This is a genomic window from Serratia sp. GW822-FHT06D09 (assembly GCF_058799515.1).
Window position 1 is genome coordinate 17515 of the sequence record NZ_JBXALO010000012.1, and the last position, 24483, is coordinate 41997.

Below are 24483 nucleotides of genomic sequence, written 5' to 3' on the forward strand. Positions count from 1 at the left end.
TCAGGCTTTTCGATTCTGTAATGCGATAAACAGGATCAGCACACCGCCCCACAGGGCCATAGTCAGATAGCTGCTGACGCCCAGCAGGTTGAGGCCGCTTTCCAGCATTTGCAGCACAATCAGCGCTAGCACCAGACCCAGCACCCGGCCAAACCCACCGTCCGGGTTAATGCCGCCCAGCACCGAGGCCAAAATGGTCACCAGCAGATAGGATTCGCCGTAACCGGCCTTGGCCGAGTTGAATTTGGCCATCATCAGCAGCGCCGCACCCCAGCCGAGCAGGGCGGACAAAATATAGACCGCAATCTGTACCCGGGCGGTGTTCACGCCGCTAAAACGGGTGGCTTGCTCGTTGGAGCCAATCAGATACAGGCTGCGCCCGAGCGTGGTGTGCTCCAGCAATAGCCACAGGCCAACGGATACCAGCAGGAACAGCAGCAGCGCTACCGGAATGCCGAGCAGACTACCGTTGCCGAGATACTGAATCGCCGCCGGGAAGCCGGAGATCACCGCGCCGTTGGACAGCAGAATATTCAGGCCGGTGATCAGCGTCATGGTGCCGAGCGAAGCGAGGATGGGCGAAACGCCAATCCAGGCGACCAGCACGCCGTTTAGCGCGCCAATGGCGACGGCGACCAGCAGCCCGGCCAGCAGTGCCAGCGCCAGAAACAGCGGTTGGTCCGGGTGGCTGACGATAATGGCTGCCATCACCAGCGAGCAGGCGTTGGCACCGGCGATAATCGACAGATTGATGCCGCCGGTCAGCATGGTAATGCCCATACCGAGCGCCAGCATGCCGAGGATCGGAAGCTGCGAGGCGATCGACTGGAAATTGCCGAGGCTGAAGAAGCGCGATCCGAGCAGCCCGGCGAACAGCAGCGCCACGGCGATAATGATCGCGCTCTGCAGGCGGATGATCCGATCGTTGGGGATCAGACGGGTTAACTGGATCATGTCATAGCTCCTTGGCCAGCTTGCGTTTTTCATTCCAGGCGGTGCTGCTGATGCTGATCAAAATGATCGCGCCGCTGAACACCTGGTGCCAATAGGCCGACACGCTGAGCAGTGTCAGGCCGTTTTGCAGGAAGGCCAACAGCACCACGCCCAGCAGCGTGCCGGTCAAGGAGCCGCGCCCACCGGTCATGCTGGTGCCGCCCAGCACCACCGCAGCCAGCACCGTCAGCTCAAAACCGAGCAGGGAGTTGGGGGCTACCGACTGGGTTATCTGCGCCTGCACCACCGCGGCGATACCCGCCAGAATGCCCATGTAGCCGTAAACGTAGAAGTGCAGCCGCAGCAGGTTCAGCCCCAGGCGCGACGCCGCATCGCGGTTGCCGCCCATGGCGAAAATTTGGCGGCCGAGGCGGGTAAAGTTCATCAGCACGCCGGTGACGATAATCACCGCCAGCAGGCACAGCAGCGGCAGCGTCAGGCCGTAGTCATAACCGTCGGCCCCCTGGAATGAGAACCAGCTGATGCCATCCATAAACCAGTCGGGGAAACCGTACAGCCAGGTGCCGTTGGTGGCGTAAACCAGTAAGCCGTAGAACAGGTTCAGCGTGGCGATGGTGATGATGATCGCCGGCACCTTCAGCCAGTAGACCAGAAAACCGTTCACCAGCCCGAGCAGCAGGCCGACGCCCATTGCCAGTGCGAACGCCAGCGGGAAGCCGCCGCCGTGTTGAATGACCCAACTGGCCATCACGTACTGCGCGATGGCGGTGATCGCCGGGAATGAAATGTCGATGCCGCCGGCAATCAGCACCACGAACAGGCCGCAGGCGAGAATGCCGAGAATGGCGTAGCTGGTGGCGACATCCGTCAGGTTACCCAGCGTCAGAAACTCGCTGGTGCTGACGCTCAGGCCTATTGCCAGCAACAACACCAGCAGGCCCAGGTAAAACTCGTGCCGGCCGGCCAGGCGGGCCAATAATGACTTATCCATTCACCACCTCGGCGATCTGTTGTTCGGTGCTGTGGTGCGGCGAAAACTCGGCGATCAGCTCGCCCTTGCGCATCACCATCACCCGATGGCTGTTGTAATAGGCTTCCGGGATTTCGTCGCAGATCATCAGCACCGCCATGCCGAGCGCGGCCAGATCTTTGGCGATCTGGTAGATCCCCTCTTTGTTGGCGATGTCCACTCCGACGGTAGGCGAATCAAGGATCAGGATCTTCGGCTGCGTTGCCACCCACTTGGCGATGGCGATACGTTGCGCATTGCCGCCCGACAGGGTTTTTACCGGCAGCGCGCTGTCGGAAACCTTGATGTTCAGATCGCGAATCAGCCGGTTAACCAGCTCGGTCGCTTTGGCATGGTCCAGCAGCCCGAGCGAGGTGTGCAGTTGATTGAAGACCGTGACGATGGTGTTGTCGTAGATCGACTGCTCCATGATCAGCCCTTGCGTAAGACGATCCTCCGACACATAGCCGATACCCTGGCGCACCGCTTCACGGTTGTTGTGCAGTTGGACCGGATGGCCGTCGATACGAATTTCTCCGCTGTCGGGACGGGTCATGCCGAACAGGCTGAGGCACAGCTCGGTACGGCCCGCGCCGAGCAGCCCGACGATCGAGACGATCTCGCCACCGTGCAGTGAAAGATTGATGTCCTGGTATTTTCCGCGCCGGCTGAGATTGCGAACCTCGAGCAGCGGTGCGCTGTCGGTGGACGCCAGCGCTGGCAGTTGGCTGTAATGGAAGCGTTGGCCGGTCATCAGGAACGCCAGCTCATGGCTGTCCAACTGGCTGGCGGGATAAGTGCCGACCAGCTTGCCGTCACGCATCACGCTGATGCGGTCGGCGACCTCCATCACTTCATCCAGTCGGTGGCTGACGAACACCACGCAGATGCCCGCCGCTTTCAGTTCGTTGACCACCCGAAGCAGGCCGTCGACCTCTTGCCGCGTCAGCGAAGCGGTTGGCTCATCCATGATCACCAGCCGTGCGTCGGCGGCAATGGCGCGGCATATGGCCACCAGTTGGCGATCGGCAATCGACAGTTTTTCGACTTTCTTGTCGGGATCGATATGCACGCCGACGCGCGCCATGGCATCCAGCGCCGTCTGGCGCATCACCTGCTTGCGCACCCAGAAATGGCCGCCGGGCAGGTAGCGGTGAATGGCGATATTTTCCGCCACGGTCAGGTTGGGGAATAACGACAGATCCTGATAAATTACCTGAATACCGTAATAGCCGGACAGCTGCGGCGTCAGAGAATGAAAAAGTTTACCCTCAAGCGAAATATTGGCGCCTTTTTCCGGCTGATAAACGCCGGAAATAATTTTAATGATGGTGCTTTTTCCGCAGCCATTTTGCCCGGCCAGGCAATGCACTTCGCCAATATTTAGCGTCAGGTTGATCTGGTCCAAGGCCAGCACGCCTGGGAATCTCTTACTGATATTTTCCAGGGTGATAAATGCGGTGGATGTGGTCATAGCGTTAACCTGTGCAGGTTTTTATTATGGTAGTGACTGAAACTCGGGGCGCACTATATTGCGCCCTTCGTTGTTTCATGACTTTCCCGGTGTGGCGTAATATTACTGAAAATTAAAATCCTAGCGATTTGGCATTATCTTTGGTGACTTCAAGAATTTTATTAAACCGAATCACTTTTTTATCCATGTCGACGTCGGCTTTACCCAAACCTTCGATCGACAAATCTTTGGTCACTTCTTTGCCCTGCAAGAGTTGATCGGCCACCGTCACCAGGGCATAACCGGCGTCTTTCGGGTCCCACAACAGGGCTTTCTTGATGTCACCGCGTGCCAGGTAAGGCGCGGCCTGTGCCGGCATGGCAATACCGACTACGGCGATCTTGTCCTTGGCGCGCTTCTTGGCGACTGCCTGGCCGGCACCGATCGGGCCGAGGGAGCCGAAGCCGATAATGCCTTTCATCTGCGGATAGGTTTTCATCAAATCCAGCGTGGTGGCGTAGGACTTATCGATGCTTTCCGCCACCGGCAGGCGCGAAGTGACTTCGAACATGTCCGGGTATTTGGCTTTCTGGTACTTGATGGCGGAATCCGCCCAGGCGTTGTGCAACGGCACGGTCAGCGAGCCGACATAAATGGCATAGCCGCCTTTGCCGCCCATGTCTTTCGCCAGCTCATCGACGTTGGCCTGCGCATACTTCTCGCTGTCGATGGTTTCAATGTCCCACTGGCCAATCTGCTGGTCCGGGGATTCATGCGTCAGCACCACGATGCCTTTCTCGCGCGCCTTCTTCAGCACCGGCTCCAGCACCTTGGCGTCGTTAGGCACCACGATGATGGCGTTGACGTTCTTGGCGATCAGGTCTTCAATCACTTTCACCTGTGCGGCTGGGTCTGGGGTGGACGGCCCGGTCTGGTAGGCATTGACGTCGAGCTTTTTGGCCGCGTCGTTAACGCCGACTTCCATACGGTTGAACCAGGGAATGCCGGTCACTTTGGCAACCACGGCAATCTCGTACTTTTCAGCAGCAAAGGCAGGTGTTGTCGATAACATGCACGCAGAAACCACACATGCATTTAATAATGCGAGGTTAAATTTCATTCGCTGTACCTTTTTTATCTGTAGGGGTGGCTGTTTTTCCACCTGAGCAGATTACAAAGGAATGGAAGAGGGGACGTAACGAGAGTTGGGAAATTGTGATCTGTGCACATTGGAGTAAAAATATGACGGTTTTAATGTTAATTAATTGTTTAATAATTCAGTGGTAGTAATTTTACCACGAAAAATCATCATAAAATTAACAATAAAAACCATAATTATTTACATATATAAAACAAATGAGGCAGGGCAATCGGGTTTTGCAGGGGTAAAAATGCCGGACTGAGCGCCGGCATTGAAGCATTTTAGCAATGTGTGAACAAGATCACCTTATGAACCTGTTACAACACGCCCTGCGCCAGCATGGCGTCGGCTACCTTGACGAATCCGGCGATATTGGCGCCGTGTACGTAGTGGGTTTGCTTACCCTCGCCGCCGTATTCCACGCAGGCGTGATGAATATCCGCCATGATATGTTGTAAACGTACATCCACTTTCTCGGCGCGCCAGCCGATGCGCGCGGCGTTCTGCGCCATCTCCAGCCCGGAGGTAGCAACCCCACCGGCGTTGGCCGCCTTGCCCGGCGCAAACAGCACCCCGGCGTCCAGGAATGCATCGGTCGCCTGAATGGTGGTCGGCATATTTGCGCCTTCCGCCACAGCTTTGACCCCGTTGCGGATCAGCGTCTGTGCGGCAGCCAAATCCAGCTCGTTTTGGGTGGCGCACGGCAGGGCGATATCCACCGGCACGTTCCAGGGCTGCTGGCCGGCCAGATAGGTCAGGCCACGTTCGCGGGCATAATCTTCCACGCGACCATAGCGCTGATTCTTGATCTCCACCAAATGGGCCAGTTTTTCGGTGGTAAAGCCGGCTTCATCGACCAGAGTACCGCCGGAGTCTGATACGGTGATCACACGTGCATCCAGCTCCAGTGCCTTCTCAATGGTGTATTGCGCCACGTTACCTGAACCAGAAACCGCAACCCGCATGCCTTCAAAACCCAGCCCGTGACGTTGCAGCATGGCGTCGGTGAAATAGACCAGCCCATAGCCGGTGGCCTCTGGACGGATCAGGCTACCGCCGAATGAAAGCCCCTTGCCGGTGAACACGCAGGCGGTGTTGTTGGACAGCTTTTTCATCATGCCGCTCATAAAGCCGACCTCACGACCGCCAACGCCGATATCGCCGGCGGGCACGTCGGTATCCGGCCCGAGGTGACGGTACAGTTCAGTCATCAGCGCCTGGCAGAAACGCATGATCTCCGCCTGGCTTTTCCCCTTGGGATCAAAGTCCGAACCGCCTTTTCCGCCGCCCATCGGCAGGGTGGTCAGGGCGTTTTTAAACGTCTGTTCGAAGCCGAGGAACTTCAGAATCGACAAATTGACCGAAGGATGAAAGCGCATGCCGCCTTTATAAGGCCCGATGGCGGAGTTGAACTGCACGCGCCAGGCGCGGTTGACCTGCACCTGGCCGCGATCGTCGACCCAACTGACGCGGAACTGGATGGTACGCTCGGGCTCTACCAAACGCTCCAGCAGCGCATATTCGCGATAGCGCGGATTACGCTCGATAAAAGGCCACAGCGAAGTGAAGACTTCCCTGACCGCCTGTAAAAATTCCGGCTGGTGGGGATTATGTTGTTGAAGCGAGGACAAGAAAGACTCTACCGATACGGTATTTTCCATGGATAACTCCTTTATACCCGTTTCCTTTCAAGCTGCCGCGTTGTTGCCCGGCTACAGCCCGAAATTCATAGGGTAATACTATTAATTTCCCCCATTATTTTTATAAATATTGGTATGGATAAAACCTGGGGGAGGATGTTGTGTCTTTAGCGACTATATCACTGGAGGGCGGTTGATTATCAAGCGATTATTGATGTCGGCGGAATGAAAAACGCCCGCAATCGCGGGCGTTGGGCAAGTCTGTTTAGCGGCGCCGACTTAATCTTCGGCTTTTTCGTCTTCGTCACGCAGCGGCACAATCAGCATGTCGATGTGCACGGTGTTGATCAACTGACGTGCGGAGGACATCAGCTTGCTCCAGAAATCCTGATGGTGGCCGCACAGGACCAGGTCCATATCGTATTTCTTGATGGCATCAACCAATACCTGCGCCAAATCGCCGCTGCCGCTCAGGGTTTCGGTGATCGGATAGCCGGCATTCTGCGACAGTTCGGTCAATGCGTGGTGAGTTTCTTCGGAAATGCGTTTTTGCATATCGCCGAGATTAACGTCGATCAGGCCGGTATACAGGTCGGAATAGTTAACATCTACGTGGATCAGGGAAACTTTGGCGTTGTACGGACGCGCCATAGATACGGCTTTCTCCACCAGGATTTTACTTTCCGGGGATAGGTCTACCGCAATCAAAATGTGTTTGTAAGCCATGAGAATACTCCTTCCATATAATGCCGATTAAAAGGTTAGCAGGCATTTAGCGTACCAGCCTGGCGCTTCAGGTTTCATTTTATCATTCAGATAACACAATGATATGTTGAGGCGATCACACTGCACCGCATCAAAAAACTCTCTTTATCTTCCTACCGTCAGTTTTACACCCGCTGGGCAGAAAAGCCTATCGCCCATGATGCGGTTGCTGGGTTGACCGATTGAAATATAAGCATTCTTAAACAGAGTATAGCCCCAAATGCCCTTTAGGGCAGTGGAAAACTCCGGCGGCCTCAGGCAGGGCGGTTATCAGTTATAACCAATAGATGGATGACAAATGGATGGCTTGCGGTAAATTTTATCTACTGCTCAGGCCAGTTTGCGTTTCATTAACCTACAATAATGACTATAGGCCTTATCATTTCTCCTCTGTATCAAACCTGCGCGTGTGCATCTGCATGGCGATGGGGTGTTTCCAGAGGCGGTGGGTTATGCGCGGCCTGTGCTGTGCAAAGGGGATCGGAGCGGTAAGCTCCAGCAGTAATGGGTGATAGAGGTAGGGCAGTTGGACCCGGCGGAGCGCCGTGGATAACAACGCCTTGAGGAGGCAATCATGATCAGTACCGTCGCGCTGTTTTGGGCTCTGTGTGTGGTGTGTGTGTTAAACATGGTGCGGTATTACTCTTCTCTGCGCGCGCTGTTGGTGGTTCTGCGCGGCTGTGACCCGCTGCTGTATCAATATGTCGACGGCGGTGGTTTCTTTACCGCTCATGGCCAGCCGAGCAAGCAGATACGGCTGGTGCGCTATATCTTCTCGCAGCGTTATGTCGAGCACCATGATCCGGAGTTTATTCGCCGCTGTGAGCGTGTGCGCGGGCAGTTTATGCTGACCTCAGCCCTGTGCGGACTGGTGGTGATCAGCCTGGTTGCGCTGATGATTTGGTATTGAATCCGGCCGATTCTTTCTGCAACAGACAAAGAAAAGGCGGCCACCAGGGCCGCCTTTCTCACCAGGCAAACTGCTTAGATCACCTTAAGCGCCAACCAGTACAGCGAACCGGAAAGCAGAATCGAGATTGGCAGGGTTAACAACCAGGCCAACAGGATGTTCTTCACGGTTTTGCTTTGCACACCGCCGCCGTCCACGATCATCGTCCCGGCTACCGCCGAAGAGAGTACGTGGGTGGTGGAAACCGGCATGCCGGTATAGCTGGCAACGCCAATCGACAAGGCTGCGGTCATCTGAGCCGACACGCCCTGAGAGTAGGTCATGCCCTTCTTACCGATTTTCTCGCCGATGGTGGTGGCGACGCGACGCCAGCCGACCATGGTGCCGAGTGACAACGCCAGAGCAACCGAGACGATAATCCAGATCGGTGCATACTCAACGGTTTGCAGCAGATCCTGACGCAGGTTTTTCAGGAAACGTTGGTCCTGGGCCGAGGTTTCCGGCAGCTTGGCGATCTTGTCTGCGGTATCCGTTACGCACATCAGCAGGCGGCGCAGATGACTACGCTGTTCTACCGTCAGTTGATCGTAACTTTGCAGATTGTTCAGCAAGCCCTGGGTCAGCTCAATCGCCGGCATGGCGCGCGCGCTGTCACAGTGGAACTCGATAGGTTTATCCGGCGAGACGTCCTCATCCGGGCTTGGCACCAGTGGGGTCAGAGTGACCACGTGCGCCAAGGCGTCGCTGTGCTGCTGGTAATATTGCTGCAGGTGGGTCACGGCATCACGCGTACGGGTGATGTCATAGCCGGTTGCATTCATATTGACCACGAAGCCGGCCGGCGCAACGCCGATCAGCACCAGCATGATCAAGCCGATGCCTTTCTGACCATCGTTGGCGCCGTGCGAGAAGCTAACGCCGATAGCAGACAGGATCAGTGCGATACGGGTCCAGAACGGCGGCTTGCGTTTGCCGTCGACCTTTTCACGTTCCGCAGGGGTCATGTGCATACGCTGGCGTTTCTTGGTGCCACTCCAATAGCGGCGCAAGGCAAACACCATCAACCCGGCGACCATCATGCCGACCAGCGGCGAGATGAGCAATGACAGGAAAATACCGATCATTTTCGGGACGTTAAGCGCATCCACTACCGAAGTGTGGGTCATCAGTGCGTTGGTTAAACCCACACCGATAATTGCGCCAATCAGCGTATGAGAGCTGGAGGCCGGCAGACCGAAATACCAGGTGCCGAGGTTCCAGATGATAGCCGCCAGCAGCATGGAGAACACCATGGCTAATCCGTGCGCTGAACTGACGTTCAACAACAGATCGGTTGGCAGCAGATGAACAATGGCGTAAGCAACACTCAAACCGCCGAGCATAACGCCAAGAAAGTTGAACAAGCCAGCCATCACAACCGCAAGTTGCGAACGCATGGCACGGGTATAAATTACAGTAGCAACCGCATTGGCCGTGTCATGAAAACCGTTAATGGCTTCATAAAACAACACGAACAACAATGCGAGAATTAACATCAGGCCGGTATGGAAATCCAGGCCAGCGAACAAATGCAGCATAAGCGTTACGCCAGTTTGTGGACATGAACGCCGCGCATTATCAGTGACAACCGGGGCCGGGGAAAAGGAAAATATGACGTTTTTTTGATTTCGATATGACGAAATGATGGCGTTGGTATGACAAATACATGAAATATCAGCGCGTTATGCTGAATGTCTCGCTGTAATATTTTCTTACTATGGCGTTGAGGGCGGCATGGCTTTACAATCTGCCGCCGTAAAGTTGTCGGTTACCGGTAGCGATACGGCGTAAAATAGCGGCCTTTTGTCGCGATTGTGGTTTTTATTCAGAGAGGCGCAGGTGGAACAGTTTGATGTCGTGGTAATAGGTGCGGGCGCAGCGGGCATGTTTTGCGCGGCGCAGGCAGGGCAACTCGGCTGCCGGGTGCTGCTGCTCGACAACGGCAAAAAACCGGGGCGCAAAATCCTGATGTCCGGCGGCGGACGCTGTAACTTTACCAACATGTACACGGAGCCTGCCGCTTACCTGTCGAATAACCCGCATTTCTGCAAATCTGCGCTGGCACGCTACACCCAGTGGGACTTTATCGATCTGATCAACCGTCATGGCATCGCCTACCACGAGAAGACCCTGGGGCAACTGTTTTGCGACGACTCGGCGCAGCAGGTGGTCGAACTCCTGGTGAAAGAGTGTGAGCAGGGTCAGGTGACGACACGCCTGCGCAGCGAAGTGCTGGGCGTAGAAAAAACCGCAGAAGGCTTCGAACTGGCGCTGAATGGTGAGAAAGTGAGCGCTCGCTCACTTGTGGTGGCCAGCGGTGGATTGTCGATGCCGGGCCTGGGCGCGACGCCGTTCGGCTATAAGCTGGCGGAGCAGTTTGGCCTGAAGGTATTGCCGACGCGCGCCGCGCTGGTGCCTTTTACGCTGCATAAACCGCTGTTGGAGCATTTGCAGACCCTGTCTGGCGTCTCTGTGCCGGCAGTGATCACCGCAGAAAACGGCGTCAGCTTCCGCGAAAGCATATTGTTTACCCATCGTGGCCTGTCCGGGCCGGCGGTATTGCAACTTTCCAGCTACTGGCAACCCGGTGAGTTTGTGAGTGTTAACTTACTTCCTACGCTTGATCTGGCGGGCTTCCTCAATGAGCAACGTCAGGCACACCCTAATCAAAGCCTGAAAAACACCCTGGCGCTGCACCTGCCGAAGCGGTTGGTGGAATGTTTGCAGACCTTGGGCCAACTGCCGGAAGCGACATTAAAGCAACTGAACCCGACGCAGCAGACAGCGTTGGTGGAAATCTTGCAGAATTGGCGCGTACAACCCAACGGTACCGAAGGCTACCGCACGGCGGAAGTGACGCTCGGCGGTGTCGACACCAAAGAGCTGTCCTCCAAGACCATGGAGGCCGCCAAGGTGCCGGGCCTGTACTTTATTGGCGAAGTGGTGGATGTGACAGGGTGGCTGGGGGGATATAACTTCCAGTGGGCCTGGAGTTCTGCCTGGGCTTGCGCTCAGGCGCTGGCGGCTCAAAAGCAATAATTTCTGCCGGGGTGATGTAAAAGCCGGCATTTGCTGCGTCGGGCGGAACCGACGCAGCAAATAAAATTATGGTGTAAGACCGATAAATAAATCATGCGCACCGTACGAAACAGAGTAATTCGTCGATATTCAATTTATTGTATTTAGCGGTATTTAAATTATTTGTAAATCAAGTTTTTTGGTATTATTTTTAGTTTAATTATTCTATCTAAATTGATTTAATTAATGGTGGGTAACCTGATTTTTATTATTTACAGCGAGTGAAAAAACCTCATCTATAATTATTTTTCATGTTTTCGAGTGAGAAATTATTATGAATGGCGTTTTCTTTGTTCGGCAAATACCTATTACCCCAGAACTTCAGGTTACAGAATTAAAAAACCACGCCAATGGTTTCCTGCGCTATAACAATATCAACGATCTGGCACACAGTGGTCCAGAAGCCCTGACCTGGTTCCTGAACCGCGCCAATACGCTGTTTAAAAGCAATTATCCTTCTGCGCTGCCCACTGCCTCATTGCAATTGTCGTATTTGTCGGTTTTTTGCCGTGCGGAACATGAAGCGGATAGCCAGGCATTACCTGTTTACGATTTCCTCAAAATCGATATTCAACCCACAGGAAAAAGCGGCTACGGCGTGATGTTCTCTTCGCAGATGCGCGAGTATTATCGCGATCGGCTTGAAAATGGCATGGATACGTCGGAAATTCCGGTCGATCAGGCGTTCTTCAACTCTATTTTCAAGCAAGATTCGCCCAAGACCGGCGTACTGGAAAGTTATCCGGTGATCATGATCCCCCGTAGCGCAAATGAGCAAGCTCCTTCGCTTACGCATACCTATCTCAGCAGCCTGGGGCTGGATTCCCGGCATGTCCAGCCGCCTGCATCGGCTTATCCTTTCCGGTTTTACTTCAAACAGGATCTTGCCACGCAGGATCCCGAAGTCATCGCGGCAATCTCAGCCTGCGGGCAGGCGATGTTTGAAATCGTACGCCCGCACCTTTATCCGTTGGATCAGCAGGATATGCCGCGTTTTGACATGGCGCACCTGACGGACATCAAGTGGGAGCAGCACAATACGGCGCGCAGGTGGGTGGCTGAGCATCAGCCCTGCGTCGAGGCGCTGATGGCGCTGCACGGTATCAGGCACTAGGGTTAAGCCGGCGACGGGAGCCAATCATTCAACTCTGCGGAATATCCTTGCGACGCTACGCCGCAGGGCCTTTCAGCTCCACGCGATTGCCGTCTGGATCGGTGAAATAGAGAGACGGCCCGTCGCCCTCTGCGCCAAATCGGCATTCGGGGGGATCAACGCTGATCCCCTGCGATCGCAAATACGCTAACAGTTCGCCCTCGTTGAAAGGTTCGATGCGCAAACAGAAATGATCGACATTCTGCTGGCGAGCATCGGGATGCTGGCCGCCTTTTTTCCCCAGCACGCCGTCGACGTCGACCAGATCAAGCATGGAAACGCCGACGTGCAGATGCACCAGCCCCAGATCGGGACGCCGTCTGGCGATTTCACACCCCAGTATCTGGGTATAAAATTGAAGGCTTTTTTCCAGGTCGGTGACGCGCAGTACCAGGTGATCGATTTTCTTCAGGCTGAATGGGCGCACGCTGATGTCCTCAGATCGACGGATAATTAATCAGTATAATATACCCGTCGCCTTTCACGTTGCAGCGTCGTTACCTGCACTAAGTTACGTGGCCCTACCTGAATTTGTCAGTGCCCGTCATTGCCGGCAAGGGTTGCCACTATGGCTTCCAGCGCGGCATGCGGCGCGGCTGCGAGTGTAGAGCCCGCCTGCGCATTTTCCGCCAGCAGCCGCTGCAGCCCGACCAGCCAGTCGTAGATATAGAAGGCGGCATTTTTCGCCGGCGTGGGCGCCAGTTTGGTCAAGCGCTGCTGATTGCCCCAGTCGACCGCGGGCTGCGGTGGTGGGGTAAAGATTGGCTGGCCGGGATTGATGCGGCTGGCGGGGCGTAAAGCCGCCTCGCGCTGCTGGAAGCCCAGCCAGGCAACGAAATCGCTCAATACCGTCAGCGCCTGGCTGACCTGACGATCCTCCCCCTGTTCCGGCAGGGTGCCTGCGGCCAATGCGCGCTCCAGCGTTGCGTCAATCTCCAGACGGCAGGCGGCGCTAATCAGCGCATCGACCAGCAGTTCCAGCTGCGGTTTATCGACGCCCAACAGGATCAGCAGTTGGGCATTGTCCGGCAAGCAACGCAGATGGTTAACCCAGTCGGCAAATACCTTTTGGGCAAAGGAAGAACGCCCATGTTCCACCGAGCCGGTCGCGGCGCTATCTTCCTCACCAAACAGGTCGATCTCCACGTCGAACGGCGGTGCGGCGACAGTCGGTGCCGGTGAAGCATGCTGTTGCTGCACGAAGAGTTGGCGCAGCCTGTCGCGCTGCGGTAACAACCATTCCAGCAATTCACCATGCGCCCCAGCCTGCGCCTGCAAGGCTCGCAGCAGTTGTTGGCTGCGCTGTTGCACACGCTGCGGATCCGCTGGGGCAAGCCAGTTGCCGAGCAGGCTTTCACTCAGCTCACGCCGCAATTCTTGTTGCAGTTCCTGAATGCGCGCTTGTTTCAATGCCGGGCGCGCCTGCGCCATCAAATAGTCCGTCATGCGGCGGCAGTCGCGTTCATCCATGGCCAGCAGGGTGGCCCAACTGTCGCCGGGCTCACCGACGTAGCGCTGAACGGCGTCGTCGGGGCGGGCTTTCCCTTCACGCGACGCGTCGAACGGCGTGATTGCCCAGATTAAACCGGGCTTACGACGGCTGCGTACCGCAGCACTTTCCCCCTGGGTGCGTTTAACCCAGTAGGCCAGCGCATGGCCGGTTCGACTGGCCTCCTGTGGCGTGCCGGCGGCATCGCTGACCAGCAACAGACTGGCCTGCAGATTATCGGCGTAGTGGGTCAGCAGATTGGCGCGTTTGGCCTGTTGCATACGCCATGTCAGATCGCCTTCTGAACGACGGAGGCTGGCTGGAATGTCGAGAAGCTCAGCGTCGACGGGCAGCCCAGCGGGCAGAAGTGTTGCCACTTCGGCAGCTAACCACGCCAGATCGGCCTGCGCGACATCCACGACGGCGCCGTTTTCTGTCAGTACGGAAAGTTTCACCTCGGCTGGCGCGGTGACCGCGTGGGCATGCTGAATACCCGTATCGGGATCCAAAGCTTGCAGGGCGGCCTGTACGCGTTCACTGCAGCCCAGCGTCTGGAGGCTATGCGCCAACTGACGATAGAGCATGGTCAGCGCCGGGTCTTCACCCCACAGCGGTGCGAACAGGCGGGCCCGGTCGTCAATGCTCAGATAGGGGGCCAATGAGACGGCCTGCGGCCAGAAGTGGCGGTCCAGCGCCTGTTGCCATTTGCCGCCGTGGTGACGAAGAGTGTCCCACAGCGCCACGATGGCATTGCTGTCCATGCCGTCAATCGCCATGGGCTGGCGATGGCGTTCCAATGTATTCAGGTGTGCGGCAATAGCTCGTGCGTCTCCATCCGGGCGAAAGCCGTTCATCAACGCTGCACTGGCCGTCATGGCGAGCAACTGCGCGTTATCCAGCAAGGTGATGGTCACCGGATAAGCTGGGGATGTTACGACGGCGGGCGCGCAGTAGCGTACTGCCAGCGGGCAATCCTCTGATAGCAGCGCGGCGCCGGGGGCCAATGCCGCCAAGAGGTGGGCTTTGGCAGCCGCGTTATGACCATAAAGGCCGATGGCGACGCGGTGAGGTGTGGCGGTGTCCAACTTCCGCGCCTGATTGTAGCTGCGGCGCAAACGGATCGTCAGGTTATCGGCTTCCCGGTCCAGGCGAGCCGACTGTTGCCGTGCGCCGGCGACCCAGTCAATGGCCTGGATAATTCCGTCGCTGAGGCGGTTTATCGGGTCTGAAGTGATAGGTTTCATCGTTGATAAATGCTCCCGCTGTCGATCCAGTAATGGGTTGCACCAGAGGCGCTGGCAGCCAGGGTATTGAGTTTAAGCTGTAGCTGATGTGCGTGAACCGGGCTGCCGTCGGCCAGCATGGCCTGGGCAATTTTAACGCCCTCGGCACCTTGCGCTTCACTGCCGGTAATGGCCAACCGCAGGCTGATGACCGCATCGCCAGCCAGCTTGCGTGCCAACAGGGGATCGGTGATGGTCAGCGTATATAACGGCGATGCCGGCCAGCGCGGGTTGTCCAACTGACGGAACCCAAGGCGCAAAGGACCGCGCAACTGGAAGTAGCCGGCGGGATCCAGATCGATATCGCGATAGTAGACGTTATCGTCCGCCAGCATGTTATTGCCGTCCAGCATGCCCAGATGGCGAACGGTGGAATAGGGCTGGAAATCCCCAACGTTGAAGTAAAAACTCTCGAGGCGCAGGTCGATGGCCAGCAGGCACAGCATCGCTCCCACGGCGGCGGTGGATTTGGGGTTATCGATACGCCCACGCTTGTTAAACGGATACCAACTGCGGGTGTGATAGCCCTCGAGCGGCAAGATGCGGCTGGCGGGCAGCGGCTGCAGATGGCGCAGCAGAGCCTGGACGCCGGGGAAACGTGCCGGGCGGCCGGTCAGCAGCAACACATCGCAGGCGTATAGCGCCACCACTTCACACAGCAGCCGCAGGCAGCGGCCAATGCCGATCCGGTCAGACAAGAAGGCGCTGTGCAAGTCACCCAGGCGGACGACCAGCGGCGTGTGCAAAATATCGAAAGAAGAAGTGCCGGTTTCGCGCTGGATCTCGCCGTTGATAAACGCCAGCACTTGCGGGGTTGGGGCTTGAGGCAACAGATCGCCCAGGCTGGCGGCCACTTCGGCCTGGGCATCCAGCGGGTCGTAATCCTTATAGGCTGCCAACAACGCACGCCCGACAGGCATGAAAATCTGTAGCGCGGCCTGTTGGCGCAGGGTGGAAAATCCGTCCATGCGGCCTTCATTGCCGAAAAGCTTATCCATCACGGCCACCGGGGCCGCGACCCCAGCGTCCTCGATAGCCTGCTGCACGGCGGGCAAGATAAACAGCTGGATCACGTCCAGCAAAATATCGTCACCGGCGACTTTAAAGCCTTCGCGGAACAGCAGGCGAGGGTTGATCTTGATGTTATTGCCTACGCCATCGTCCAGCCTGTACTGGGTGATTGCCAGATCGGTGGTGCCGCCGCCGATATCGATGGAGGCGATACGCAGCGTTTTTCCTGCCGGTTCATCGGCTGCCAAAGGGCGATCCGGCCGGGCCATGCTGGCAAAAAAGGCGTCGGTACGGCCGGCGAAGTTCACCTGGGTTTCGTTGTACAGATAAACCATCTGGCCGCAGGTCGCCTCGTCCCATTCCATGTGCACCTGCGGAACGGGGAAGCGGGTTTGCTTGCCGTCGAACGGTGCGTCCAGCGGGTGCCAGCCCATGGCTTTCCACACCAGGCCAATCGCCTCCTGCATACGGCGGCGGAAAATTTCCCGTTCCGGTTTCGGCATCGCCGAAGGCAATGTCAGGATGAGAGTTCGCAGGCGGCGCGGGGCGGTGGCATTCGGCATTTTTGCCCGTTGGGCGACGCTGTTGATTTGCATCAGCGCCTGCGCCAGCAACTCGGTCAGCATCAGCGTCATAACCGCGCTGCGGCTGTAATGGGCGGCGAATACCGGTAGCCGTTCCGCTAACGGCAGCGCAGAAAGCGGAACGCCTTCATCGTTTAACAGGGTGGTCAAGGGAGCGGCGGTGGCCATCGGCTCCTGCTTGCCGTTAAAACGCCAGCCAGGCGCATAGCGTTCTTCGTCCCACAGGTAGCGGCGGGGGCTGGAAATACCGGTGGTGCCTTCACTGCCCTGCCGTTGTTGCGCCAGCTGTGCGGCCTCGCGGCCCACGCGGGTGATGGAAGGCCAGACAAAGGCGTCGTCGCGCCCACTCTGGAACGAGAGGCCGGGTTTGCCGAACGAGACCTGAGAAAACTCGACCCGGCTTTCGAACAGTTCGTTGTACACGCAGTGCGGCGCGCTGAGCGAGCGTAGCTGCAGTTCATAGGTCTGCTTCAGGCCGTTGCTTTCTTCCGGATGGTCTTCGACCAGCACGCCACAGGTGTGGGAGTTGCCGACGTCCAGAATCACGTCCACGTTGACCGCGGGCTGCTGCAGCGTAGCCGCGATGATCTTTATCTGCGGCACCGCCAGTTGGTCGCCGAGCATGTTCAACACGTTAAGGTAGTGCGCCTGATATTCGAAAGTTTTCAACCCGCTGTAGATCTGAGCTTCGGCACGTTGTTCCAACGTGGTGGCGCCTTCGGTAAAGACTTCGCGCAGCCAGCCGTCCACCCAGGTCAGATCGAGAAACTCGCCCAGATCGTGATTGCGGTGGGCCAGCGCGAAGCTTAGTCCGGTGTCGAGATCGCTTTCGCTCGGGGCTAACGCCTCCAGGCCTGGCGTCGCGATACGGGTATCGAATGCCAGCACCACCCGCAGCGAGTTGCCGTCCTGATCGGGGGTGTCCAACTGAAGGATCTGCATGCGTGCCCAGTTGTCCGGCCCGGCCAGAAACGCCCCGGAAGGGGTGTAGCGAAAGAACGGCAGTGGCAGCCAGGTCTTATCCAACAGCCGCAAAGATTGCTGCAGGGGATAACTGAATTCAGGGCGCACCACTTCATCGACCTGCCCCGGCTGCGCGGGCAACAGGTATTTGCCGCTGTCGGCATGCCACTGCAGGCGTAAAAGTGGGCCACTCGCCGTCTGGCGGACAAACTTGCCCGGAAAATCGGCATCCAAAACCGGCGTCAGGGCAAAGTCCAGAAATTGGATGCCGCTGTCCTGAATCAGCGTAATGGCGTTTTTATAGTCCGTAAGGGGGGCCAGCATCATTTACTCTCGCGCTTTAACGTCATGGGATAAACCGTGTCCGCAGCGTAACGGCCGGTGCATTCCGCCGGGCCGGTCTCATTTTGCCTGCAGACGATTTCCGGCAGTGGGTAGCGGCTGCCGTCGCTGCAACGCGCTTTGGTGCGGCTGTTGATCACCAGATTGCCTGACTGCATCAGCCCGGCCTCTATCGGCGCCCGGCAGGTGATGGCGTCGCCGTAGGTGATGCTGGCGGTGCCTTTGCCGTTATTGAGACGGTATTGCAGGCTGGGCCGTTTGCCGGTCAGCGGATCTTTCAACGCCACCGTCGCGCGCCATCTGCCGTTGAGAAAACGGGTGGAGCCGGCCTTGACCGCTTCGGCTGGCAGTACCAGCGAATTTTTGTCCGCCGGCGGCAACACCACCGGGACGGGCGGCGGCGGCATTAGCGTGGCGTGCGCCAATGGCAGATGCAGCTTGGGGATCGGCTTGGCGACACCGACAGGCGAAGGTGGTGGTGCCAGCACCGCCGGAGATGTGGCTGGTGGGGGATTCGTTTGGCTCAGCCAACCCGCCAGCAAGGCCATGATCGCTATCACTGGCGCCATCCACACATAGCGGCGCCACGGCCGGCGCACCGGCGCGAGGATAATTTCTGGCGTCAGGGCTGCGGGTTCCGCAGCAGGTTGAGGCTCGGGGGCCGCCGCTACGCGCGGAGTGGCGGCGATTGGCGTCGGTTTTTCTGCCGGCTCTTCGGCTGGGCGCAGGCAGGCCAGCGGATCGTCCTGACACTGTGCCTGTGGCCTGATAAAGCCCCAAAAGGTCAGCACCGGTTTATCGTCGACCAGATAAACATGGTTGGGATCGGGTATTTGCATTGCCTTGCTTAACAAGGCGCCGAAAAGGCGTTGGCTGGGATGGTCGGTCGTCTGTGTCTCGGCGATCAGGGCGTTGAAGGTTGCCAGGCTACGCTCCAACAGGTGCACGGCCTGAGCGCGTTGGGCCTCGTTCGCTGCCAGCCAGGAGGTGACTTTTCCAGGGAAAGGCGAGTACCAGTCAATGTGAGTGCCCGCCTCGTTCGGCTGCGGGATAGCCAGACAATCAGCGGCCGGCTGCTGTTGACGAATGCGCAGAGTTTCCCGCAGCTGCAACGCGCAGGCGTAAACCGGCTGTCCATTCTCGCCCAATGCAAGCACATCATCCAAACGGCCACTGCGTAAAAAGGGTTTTCCCACTGCCAAGCACCTTGTCCTGTTACCGATAAACGCATAAACGGTCATGGTAACCCGCGAACTAAAGCGGCAAACGGCCAAGGACAGGCGTAAAAAGGCACCTCTTGCTTTAATGGGCGAGGCAGAAAACGCATAGAGCCTGTTTATCGTGGCAATACCGCAGCCTGTTTCCTGACGCCGTGAGGCGAAAACCGACTCATAGGCTAAGCTGGCTTGAAGAGAGTTTTTCATTAGGTGACCCGCATGCAGATCATTCTGGCCCCGACCAATCTGGGGCTGCGCCCTCTGCGGCCTGGCCATATCCCCGGTACCTGGCGAGCGCCACAGGCGCTGATGGCACAGGGGTTGGCTCAACGGCTTGCGGCGGAGGCCATCCATGAGTTAGTGTCGCCGACCTATTCGCCGCTGGCCCCCTCGGGCACCCGCATACGGAATGGCCATGCCATTCGCGCTTTCAATTTAGAGCTGGCTGCAGAGGTGGCCGCGGTGCAAGCGCGTGGTGACTTCCCGCTGGTGATTGGCGGTGACTGCTCAATTTTGTTGGGCGCGCTGGCGGGCGGGCGCCGCGCAGGGCCGCTTTCGCTGGTGCACATTGATGGGCACAGCGACTTTCGTCATCCCGGCAACTACGACCCTCAGCAGATGTTGGGCGCGGTGGCGGGGATGGATCTGGCATTGGCAACCGGCCGCGGGGAGGCATTGTTGACCGAATGGCCCGGTGTGGCAGGGCCGCTGGTACCGGATCGCCAGGTTTTACAATTGGGTGAGCGAGAGTGCCGGGACGCGGACTTCGCCTGGCCGGATATCAATCAGACTGCCATCACGCGTATCGATGTTTTTGCCGCCAACCTGATGGGCAGGACGGAAATTATACGGCATATCGACCAGATGCTGGCCGCCGAGCCAGCGTGGCGATTTTGGTTGCACCTTGATGTGGACGTGCTGGATCAGGCCGTGATGCCGGCGGTGGATTCCCCCGGCAGCCCCGGTATCGATCGTCTTTGGCTGGAAAATATCGGGGCTAAGCTGCTGCAAAATCCGCTGTGCTGCGGCATGACGGTATCGGTATTCGACCCGGATCTGGATCCCGATAACCGCTACGCGGCATTGATCGTGGAAATGCTCGCGGCGATGTTCCATCGGCACAAACCTTAAGTCAGGCCTTGTGTGTCGACAGCAGGATGCTGGTTTCGGTGCTGGAAATGCCGGCAATGCGCCGAATTCGCCCCAGGATTTTGTCGAAGTTCTCCAGGCTGTCGGTGCGGATCTCCACCAAAATATCCCACTTGCCGTTGGTGGTGTGCAGGGTAAACACCGCGGGCTCGCCGCGCAGCTGTTGCAACACGCTTTGCGCCTTGGTGCCTTCGACCGCCACGGACATCCAGGCGCGGATGCGGTTATGTTCCACCCCCGGTTTTACACGGATGGTGTAGCCGGTAATGATCCCTTGCGCCTCCAGCGCCTCAATTCTTTTTTGCACCGTAGCGCGTGATACCCGGACCTTATTGGCCAGTTCGGTCACCGAGCTACGGGCATTTTCGCGCAGCAGCGCGAGGATTTGGCGGTCGGTATCGTTCATGGTGGCAAAGTGTCGGTTTGAAGTGGCGATTTGTAAAAATATAGAGCAATTTAGCCAGTTATCACACTGTTTGGCGTCAAATTGATTTTCCATAATAGGGCGGCGTCGCTATCCCGAACCCTGTGAGAAACATCATGCAAACCACCCAATCCGTTTTTATGGTGCGGCCATTCGGCTTCGCCGCCAATCAAGAAACCCGGCACAGCAACTTCTTTCAAAAAATCACGGAACATAATGAAAATCAGGCAACGTTGGCATTAACAGCCTTCAATGCTTACGTCGATGCACTGACGCAAGCCGGTATCGACGTTACGGTGATAGAGGATACTGGCGGGCAGGAAACGCCGGATGCGTTATTTCCCAATAACTGGATTGCTCTGCTGGGGGACGGCAGCCTGTTCACCTTTCCGATGGAAGCGAAGAACCGACGACGGGAGCGCCGCCTGGACATTATCGCGCAGCTCGCCAATGACTTTGTGGTTGAACGGCAAATTGATCTTTCCGCCCACGAACTGGCGGGGCGCTTTCTGGAGGGTACCGGATCGCTGATCCTGGATCACCGGCATAAGCTGGCTTACGCCTGCCGGTCTTCACGCAGTTCGCCGGAGGTAGGCCGCGAATTTGAACGACACTCCGGCTACCAGATTGTCTGGTTCGAGGCTGCGGACCGCCATAATCGGCCCATCTATCACACCAACGTGATGCTGAGCGTCGGTGCTGAATATGCCATTGTTTGCCTTGAAAGCATTCGCAACGAAACGCAAAAAAGTGCGCTGATCGCCTCGCTCACACGCAGCGGAAAAACCATTATCGATGTCAGTTTTGCCCAGATGGAGGCCTTTGCGTGCAACGTGCTGGAGCTGCGCGCCAAAGACGGCCACCCGGTTTACGCCATGTCCACCCGGGCCTGGGCTCATTTCACCCCGAAGCAGCAAACGCTGATCGGCAGCTATGCGCGCCTGGCGCTTGGACCTATTGATATCATTGAGGATCTGGGCGGCGGCGGGGCGCGGTGCATGCTGGCAGAAATTTTCCTGCAGCGTAAATTCGCACAGGCCTGACTGCGCCGGCCACTCAGTTCAATCCCAATTGATTCAGCAGCATCTTGTTCAATTCGATGCTTTTGTGGACGTTCAGCTTGCGCATCGCCGAACGCTTATGGGCGCTGATGGTCTTCTGGCTGCGCTGCAGCATACCGGCGATGGTACAGGCGGACATGCCGGAGCTCATCAGCTTCAGCACCTTCTTTTCGCAGCTGCTCAGGGCGGCAATACGGCACTGTCGGCATTTCCAGATGCCGCTGGCGTGCAGGGCGACCCAGGGCTGCTGGCAGAAGCGCTCCAGCGCCAGCTGCAGTTTTGCGCGAACGACGGCATCATCATCGCGCCGATTAATGCTAAACAGCGCCGGATGCTTGTGCTCGTAGTGAGCATCTCGGTCGTTGAGGATCAGCACGGTCATTTGCCGATGGCGCGGCGTCTGATAAGGGCTCTGGTAGCAGCGGGCACAGCCGCAGCTGTCTTCCAGCGTGCGGAAGACGATTTCTATCGGCTCCATATTTAGCAAATCGGCCGAGGCGCCGCGGCTGCTTGCATTCAGGTTATGGAGGTAATCCTCTACCAGCAGGCGCAGTCCGAGCTGATAAAAGTTATCGCTGCCCAACAGGGTGAACCGGATATTAAGCATAGTTACTCCTCAAAGCGCGCATCGTGCGGAAACAGTCGCTTGGCCTGGCGTTGCAGATCGGCGGCTCGCTGGGGCTGTTGCAGTAGCCGGCTGACCGCCATCAAATTGATGTAAATATTGGCGTCTGGCCGCACGCGGATTTCGTTTTCAGCCCATTGCTGGTAGCTCAGCAACGTAGCCATATCGCGGGTTTGCGGGTATTGCAGCAGCTGTCGCAACTGCATGTCATAGTCGTAACGAACCTGCCAGGGCGTCGGTGTGATGACCTGGCTCATGGGGCCGAATTGCCGCAGGCCGCTTTTTTCTACAGCGGTAATGATCAGCGCGCTGTGCAGGCCGTTAAGCAGATACGGCACCATCAATGCAGCGATGCCCGCAGTGGTCAGCCGCAGCGGGAGCTGCGAATGGGAGGGCAGCCGCAAACGGCGTCGGAGGTCGCTAACGCGCAGAATCACCAGCAGCAGCACCGCGTGGGCGGCGGAGAGATAAAGCGGGTATTCCACCATCATGTGCAGCAGGATCGGCAACGCCGCCAGCCAGGGCGCGGGCCGTAGCGGAACGGGGCGGCTGTGCCGCAGCAAACGCCAGAGTCCCCAGACGATCAGGGCGATACCGCTCAGGCTCAGCAGACCGCCTTCGACGCCCCACAGCAATATCTCGTTGTGCGGGTGGCTGATGGCAACGCTTTCCATACCGCTGCTGTGAGTGGTGTAAAAATGATGCAGAAAATCGTACTGAAAATGGCCGTAACCCCAACCTAACCAGGGACGCTCGGCGATCATGTCTAGCGCCTCTTGCCAGTAGGTAAGTCGGTAAAAAATCGGTTCCGGCAGCATAAGCGCCCGCGTAGCGCCATTTAGCATCACCAGCAACAGCCCGGCGCTTACCCCGGCCATCAACAACAGCAGGGCGATGCCGGCGCGGCGGCGGTTAAGGCGGTACAGCATCCACAGTTGGAACGGAGACAGTAGCAGGGCCGCCAGCAGTCCGACGCGGGAGGCGATAACGATCAACAACAGCGGTGCCAGCAGCAGCATGGCGGCGGCCAGCCATTGCAAACTGCGCGACAAAGGGCGACGGGCGCTCAGCAGATACAGCGCCAACGCCAGGCCGGTGGCCATAAAGCTGGCCATCAGGTTCCACTGCTGGAAGATGCCGTAAGGGCGGTTTTTCAGGGTGTTGTAGCCCATCCAGTTGCCCGGCTGCAGCAAACTGTATTGCACCAGGCCCAGCAAGGCTTCGATAACCGTCGCTGCCAGCAGCAGCATCAATAGCCTGCGCCGCCACCGGCGATCGAGCGGGATTTGCAGCAGCGCAAAGTAGGCCAGAACACCCAGCACCAATCCCATCAGGCGCGGCAAGGCTTCGCTTAACCAGGGCTGTTGAGCCCACAATAGCGGCAGGAGCAAAATCAGGCTGCCGGACGCCAGCAGGTTAAAGAAGCCGGAGGTGGCCAGCGGCGGACGGCTGAACAGCATCGCACCTATGATCAACAGGGCGATGAAGATCCCGCCGACCAGATTCCACGGTAGATAGAATCCGCTGCCGCCGCGATTGGGCCAGTAAATGTGCATGGCGATCAGGCAATAAAATGCCGCCAGCCCGAATAACCAGGCCGCTTTAGATTTGGACATCATGACGTGTTCCTGCGGCGCCGACTTACTGATAAGCCAGTACGAAATTGGCTACCGAGCTGAACTCACCCTCGGTAATGGTTTTATTCTGTATCGCGCTGGGATGGCCCTGCACATAGGCGGTGAAATTCAGAATATTGGCACCGTCCTGCAACGTCACCGCGCTGGTGGCCTGGTTCAAATCAATGTCCGCGCCCTTGCTGTCAAACAGGGCGATCGCGGCACCGTTGGCGCCGTTATTGATCGCCAGCTTGCCCGGCAGTTCGCTGTCCTCGTTCCCGCTGAAGGTGATATTGACGGTTTTAAACACCGCCGTTTTACAGTCGGTCAACTTGATGTTGAACGGCACCGGGTTGCTATGGCCGTAGCGGTACAGGGTTTTGACGATCACCGTGTCCATTTCCACCACCTGATCGGCCGATTGCGGTTCGATATTGCAGGGGCGACTCACCACGGTGCCGTGGAACTGCAGCGGTGAGCCGACCAGCTCGGTATCCGCCAGCGTCGGCAGTGCCGAAAAGAGTAGCGGCGTGCAACTGAGCATCGCTAAAGCGCGTAAACGCATCGTCTGTTTCTC

20 protein-coding genes are annotated in these 24483 nt (G+C 57.5%); 5 read left to right on the forward strand and 15 right to left on the reverse strand.

What is annotated here, in order from left to right:
* The 6 genes from AC1RKG_RS21815 to uspA form a co-directional block, all read right to left on the reverse strand.
* Window positions 1-954: an ABC transporter permease gene (locus AC1RKG_RS21815; protein ID WP_020837442.1), complete on the reverse strand. Its 954-nt coding sequence runs from the start codon at window positions 952-954 to the stop codon at window positions 1-3.
* Window position 955: 1 nt separating this feature from the next.
* Window positions 956-1945: an ABC transporter permease gene (locus AC1RKG_RS21820; RefSeq protein ID WP_046374939.1), complete on the reverse strand. Its 990-nt coding sequence runs from the start codon at window positions 1943-1945 to the stop codon at window positions 956-958.
* Window positions 1938-3437 (reverse strand): sugar ABC transporter ATP-binding protein, encoded by a 1500-nt coding sequence (locus tag AC1RKG_RS21825; protein ID WP_493183711.1) that lies wholly within the window; start codon window positions 3435-3437, stop codon window positions 1938-1940. The genes AC1RKG_RS21820 and AC1RKG_RS21825 overlap by 8 nt, the downstream gene beginning before the upstream one ends.
* A 112-nt stretch (window positions 3438-3549) precedes the next feature.
* Entirely contained in the window at window positions 3550-4536 is a 987-nt protein-coding gene (locus AC1RKG_RS21830; RefSeq protein WP_020837439.1) for an autoinducer 2 ABC transporter substrate-binding protein, read from the reverse strand.
* A gap of 338 nt (window positions 4537-4874) precedes the next feature.
* Entirely contained in the window at window positions 4875-6218 is a 1344-nt protein-coding gene (gdhA, locus tag AC1RKG_RS21835; protein WP_020837438.1) for an NADP-specific glutamate dehydrogenase, read from the reverse strand.
* Between the two features lie 258 nt (window positions 6219-6476).
* The gene (uspA, locus tag AC1RKG_RS21840; RefSeq protein ID WP_012147365.1) at window positions 6477-6923 is read right to left on the reverse strand and encodes a universal stress protein UspA; all 447 of its coding nucleotides are present in this window, start codon (window positions 6921-6923) and stop codon (window positions 6477-6479) included.
* 613 nt (window positions 6924-7536) lie between these two features.
* Between uspA and uspB the strand changes: the two genes are divergently transcribed.
* Window positions 7537-7872 carry a universal stress protein UspB gene (gene uspB / locus AC1RKG_RS21845; RefSeq protein WP_020837437.1) on the forward strand — a complete coding sequence of 112 codons (336 nt, stop codon included), beginning with the start codon at window positions 7537-7539 and terminating at the stop codon, window positions 7870-7872.
* Window positions 7873-7946: 74 nt separating this feature from the next.
* On the opposite strand, the gene pitA is transcribed toward uspB, so the two are convergent.
* Window positions 7947-9449, reverse strand: a complete 1503-nt coding sequence (gene pitA, locus AC1RKG_RS21850; protein WP_020837436.1) for an inorganic phosphate transporter PitA — start codon at window positions 9447-9449, stop codon at window positions 7947-7949.
* Between the two features lie 301 nt (window positions 9450-9750).
* Here pitA and AC1RKG_RS21855 point away from each other — a divergent pair, with 301 nt between their 5' ends.
* Window positions 9751-10950, forward strand: a complete 1200-nt coding sequence (locus AC1RKG_RS21855; protein WP_234529254.1) for a BaiN/RdsA family NAD(P)/FAD-dependent oxidoreductase — start codon at window positions 9751-9753, stop codon at window positions 10948-10950.
* A 313-nt stretch (window positions 10951-11263) separates the two neighbouring features.
* Window positions 11264-12103, forward strand: coding sequence for a putative oxygenase MesX (locus tag AC1RKG_RS21860; RefSeq protein WP_187962041.1), 840 nt, complete (start codon window positions 11264-11266; stop codon window positions 12101-12103).
* A 55-nt stretch (window positions 12104-12158) separates the two neighbouring features.
* Here AC1RKG_RS21860 and AC1RKG_RS21865 read toward each other — a convergent pair whose 3' ends face one another.
* The 4 genes from AC1RKG_RS21865 to AC1RKG_RS21880 all read right to left on the reverse strand — a co-directional run bounded on the left by AC1RKG_RS21865 (window position 12159) and on the right by AC1RKG_RS21880 (window position 19010).
* Window positions 12159-12569, reverse strand: a complete 411-nt coding sequence (locus tag AC1RKG_RS21865) for a VOC family protein (protein ID WP_493183712.1) — start codon at window positions 12567-12569, stop codon at window positions 12159-12161.
* A gap of 107 nt (window positions 12570-12676) precedes the next feature.
* On the reverse strand, window positions 12677-14875 hold the full coding sequence (locus AC1RKG_RS21870) for a virulence factor SrfC family protein (protein ID WP_493183713.1): 2199 nt from the start codon (window positions 14873-14875) through the stop codon (window positions 12677-12679).
* A complete protein-coding gene (locus AC1RKG_RS21875) occupies window positions 14872-17796 on the reverse strand; it encodes a virulence factor SrfB (RefSeq protein ID WP_493183725.1) in 2925 nt (974 codons plus the stop codon). Before AC1RKG_RS21875 ends, AC1RKG_RS21870 begins: the two co-directional genes overlap by 4 nt.
* Complete coding sequence (locus tag AC1RKG_RS21880) at window positions 17796-19010, reverse strand: SrfA family protein (protein WP_493183714.1); 1215 nt, start codon at window positions 19008-19010, stop codon at window positions 17796-17798. Before AC1RKG_RS21880 ends, AC1RKG_RS21875 begins: the two co-directional genes overlap by 1 nt.
* 240 nt (window positions 19011-19250) lie before the next feature.
* Between AC1RKG_RS21880 and AC1RKG_RS21885 the strand changes: the two genes are divergently transcribed.
* Complete coding sequence (locus AC1RKG_RS21885) at window positions 19251-20162, forward strand: arginase family protein (protein WP_493183715.1); 912 nt, start codon at window positions 19251-19253, stop codon at window positions 20160-20162.
* A gap of 1 nt (window position 20163) precedes the next feature.
* Here AC1RKG_RS21885 and AC1RKG_RS21890 read toward each other — a convergent pair whose 3' ends face one another.
* Entirely contained in the window at window positions 20164-20679 is a 516-nt protein-coding gene (locus tag AC1RKG_RS21890) for an Lrp/AsnC family transcriptional regulator (protein ID WP_232103496.1), read from the reverse strand.
* A 41-nt stretch (window positions 20680-20720) separates the two neighbouring features.
* Between AC1RKG_RS21890 and ctlX the strand changes: the two genes are divergently transcribed.
* Window positions 20721-21647 carry a citrulline utilization hydrolase CtlX gene (ctlX, locus tag AC1RKG_RS21895; RefSeq protein ID WP_261287309.1) on the forward strand — a complete coding sequence of 309 codons (927 nt, stop codon included), beginning with the start codon at window positions 20721-20723 and terminating at the stop codon, window positions 21645-21647.
* A 13-nt stretch (window positions 21648-21660) separates the two neighbouring features.
* On the opposite strand, the gene AC1RKG_RS21900 is transcribed toward ctlX, so the two are convergent.
* From AC1RKG_RS21900 to AC1RKG_RS21910, 3 genes are read right to left on the reverse strand one after another with little or no spacing between them, the layout of a single operon-like run.
* Entirely contained in the window at window positions 21661-22272 is a 612-nt protein-coding gene (locus AC1RKG_RS21900; protein WP_122080418.1) for a helix-turn-helix transcriptional regulator, read from the reverse strand.
* Window positions 22273-22274: 2 nt separating this feature from the next.
* Window positions 22275-23909, reverse strand: a complete 1635-nt coding sequence (locus tag AC1RKG_RS21905; RefSeq protein ID WP_493183716.1) for a PglL family O-oligosaccharyltransferase — start codon at window positions 23907-23909, stop codon at window positions 22275-22277.
* A 22-nt stretch (window positions 23910-23931) separates the two neighbouring features.
* The gene (locus AC1RKG_RS21910; RefSeq protein ID WP_122080416.1) at window positions 23932-24471 is read right to left on the reverse strand and encodes a fimbrial protein; all 540 of its coding nucleotides are present in this window, start codon (window positions 24469-24471) and stop codon (window positions 23932-23934) included.
* Between the last annotated feature and the right edge of the window lie 12 nt (window positions 24472-24483).

Excerpts from the sequence above, each read along its gene's own strand:
- AC1RKG_RS21815 (WP_020837442.1), bottom strand. The coding sequence starts at position 954 with ATGATCCAGTTAACCCGTCTGATCCCCAACGATCGGATCATCCGCCTG.
- AC1RKG_RS21820 (WP_046374939.1), bottom strand. The coding sequence starts at position 1,945 with ATGGATAAGTCATTATTGGCCCGCCTGGCCGGCCGGCACGAGTTTTAC.
- AC1RKG_RS21825 (WP_493183711.1), bottom strand. The coding sequence starts at position 3,437 with ATGACCACATCCACCGCATTTATCACCCTGGAAAATATCAGTAAGAGA.
- AC1RKG_RS21830 (WP_020837439.1), bottom strand. The coding sequence starts at position 4,536 with ATGAAATTTAACCTCGCATTATTAAATGCATGTGTGGTTTCTGCGTGC.
- gdhA (WP_020837438.1), bottom strand. The coding sequence starts at position 6,218 with ATGGAAAATACCGTATCGGTAGAGTCTTTCTTGTCCTCGCTTCAACAA.
- uspA (WP_012147365.1), bottom strand. The coding sequence starts at position 6,923 with ATGGCTTACAAACACATTTTGATTGCGGTAGACCTATCCCCGGAAAGT.
- uspB (WP_020837437.1), top strand. The coding sequence starts at position 7,537 with ATGATCAGTACCGTCGCGCTGTTTTGGGCTCTGTGTGTGGTGTGTGTG.
- pitA (WP_020837436.1), bottom strand. The coding sequence starts at position 9,449 with ATGCTGCATTTGTTCGCTGGCCTGGATTTCCATACCGGCCTGATGTTA.
- AC1RKG_RS21860 (WP_187962041.1), top strand. The coding sequence starts at position 11,264 with ATGAATGGCGTTTTCTTTGTTCGGCAAATACCTATTACCCCAGAACTT.
- AC1RKG_RS21870 (WP_493183713.1), bottom strand. The coding sequence starts at position 14,875 with ATGAAACCTATCACTTCAGACCCGATAAACCGCCTCAGCGACGGAATT.
- AC1RKG_RS21875 (WP_493183725.1), bottom strand. The coding sequence starts at position 17,796 with ATGCTGGCCCCCCTTACGGACTATAAAAACGCCATTACGCTGATTCAG.
- AC1RKG_RS21885 (WP_493183715.1), top strand. The coding sequence starts at position 19,251 with ATGCAGATCATTCTGGCCCCGACCAATCTGGGGCTGCGCCCTCTGCGG.
- AC1RKG_RS21890 (WP_232103496.1), bottom strand. The coding sequence starts at position 20,679 with ATGGAAAATCAATTTGACGCCAAACAGTGTGATAACTGGCTAAATTGC.
- ctlX (WP_261287309.1), top strand. The coding sequence starts at position 20,721 with ATGCAAACCACCCAATCCGTTTTTATGGTGCGGCCATTCGGCTTCGCC.
- AC1RKG_RS21900 (WP_122080418.1), bottom strand. The coding sequence starts at position 22,272 with ATGCTTAATATCCGGTTCACCCTGTTGGGCAGCGATAACTTTTATCAG.
- AC1RKG_RS21905 (WP_493183716.1), bottom strand. The coding sequence starts at position 23,909 with ATGATGTCCAAATCTAAAGCGGCCTGGTTATTCGGGCTGGCGGCATTT.
- AC1RKG_RS21910 (WP_122080416.1), bottom strand. The coding sequence starts at position 24,471 with ATGCGTTTACGCGCTTTAGCGATGCTCAGTTGCACGCCGCTACTCTTT.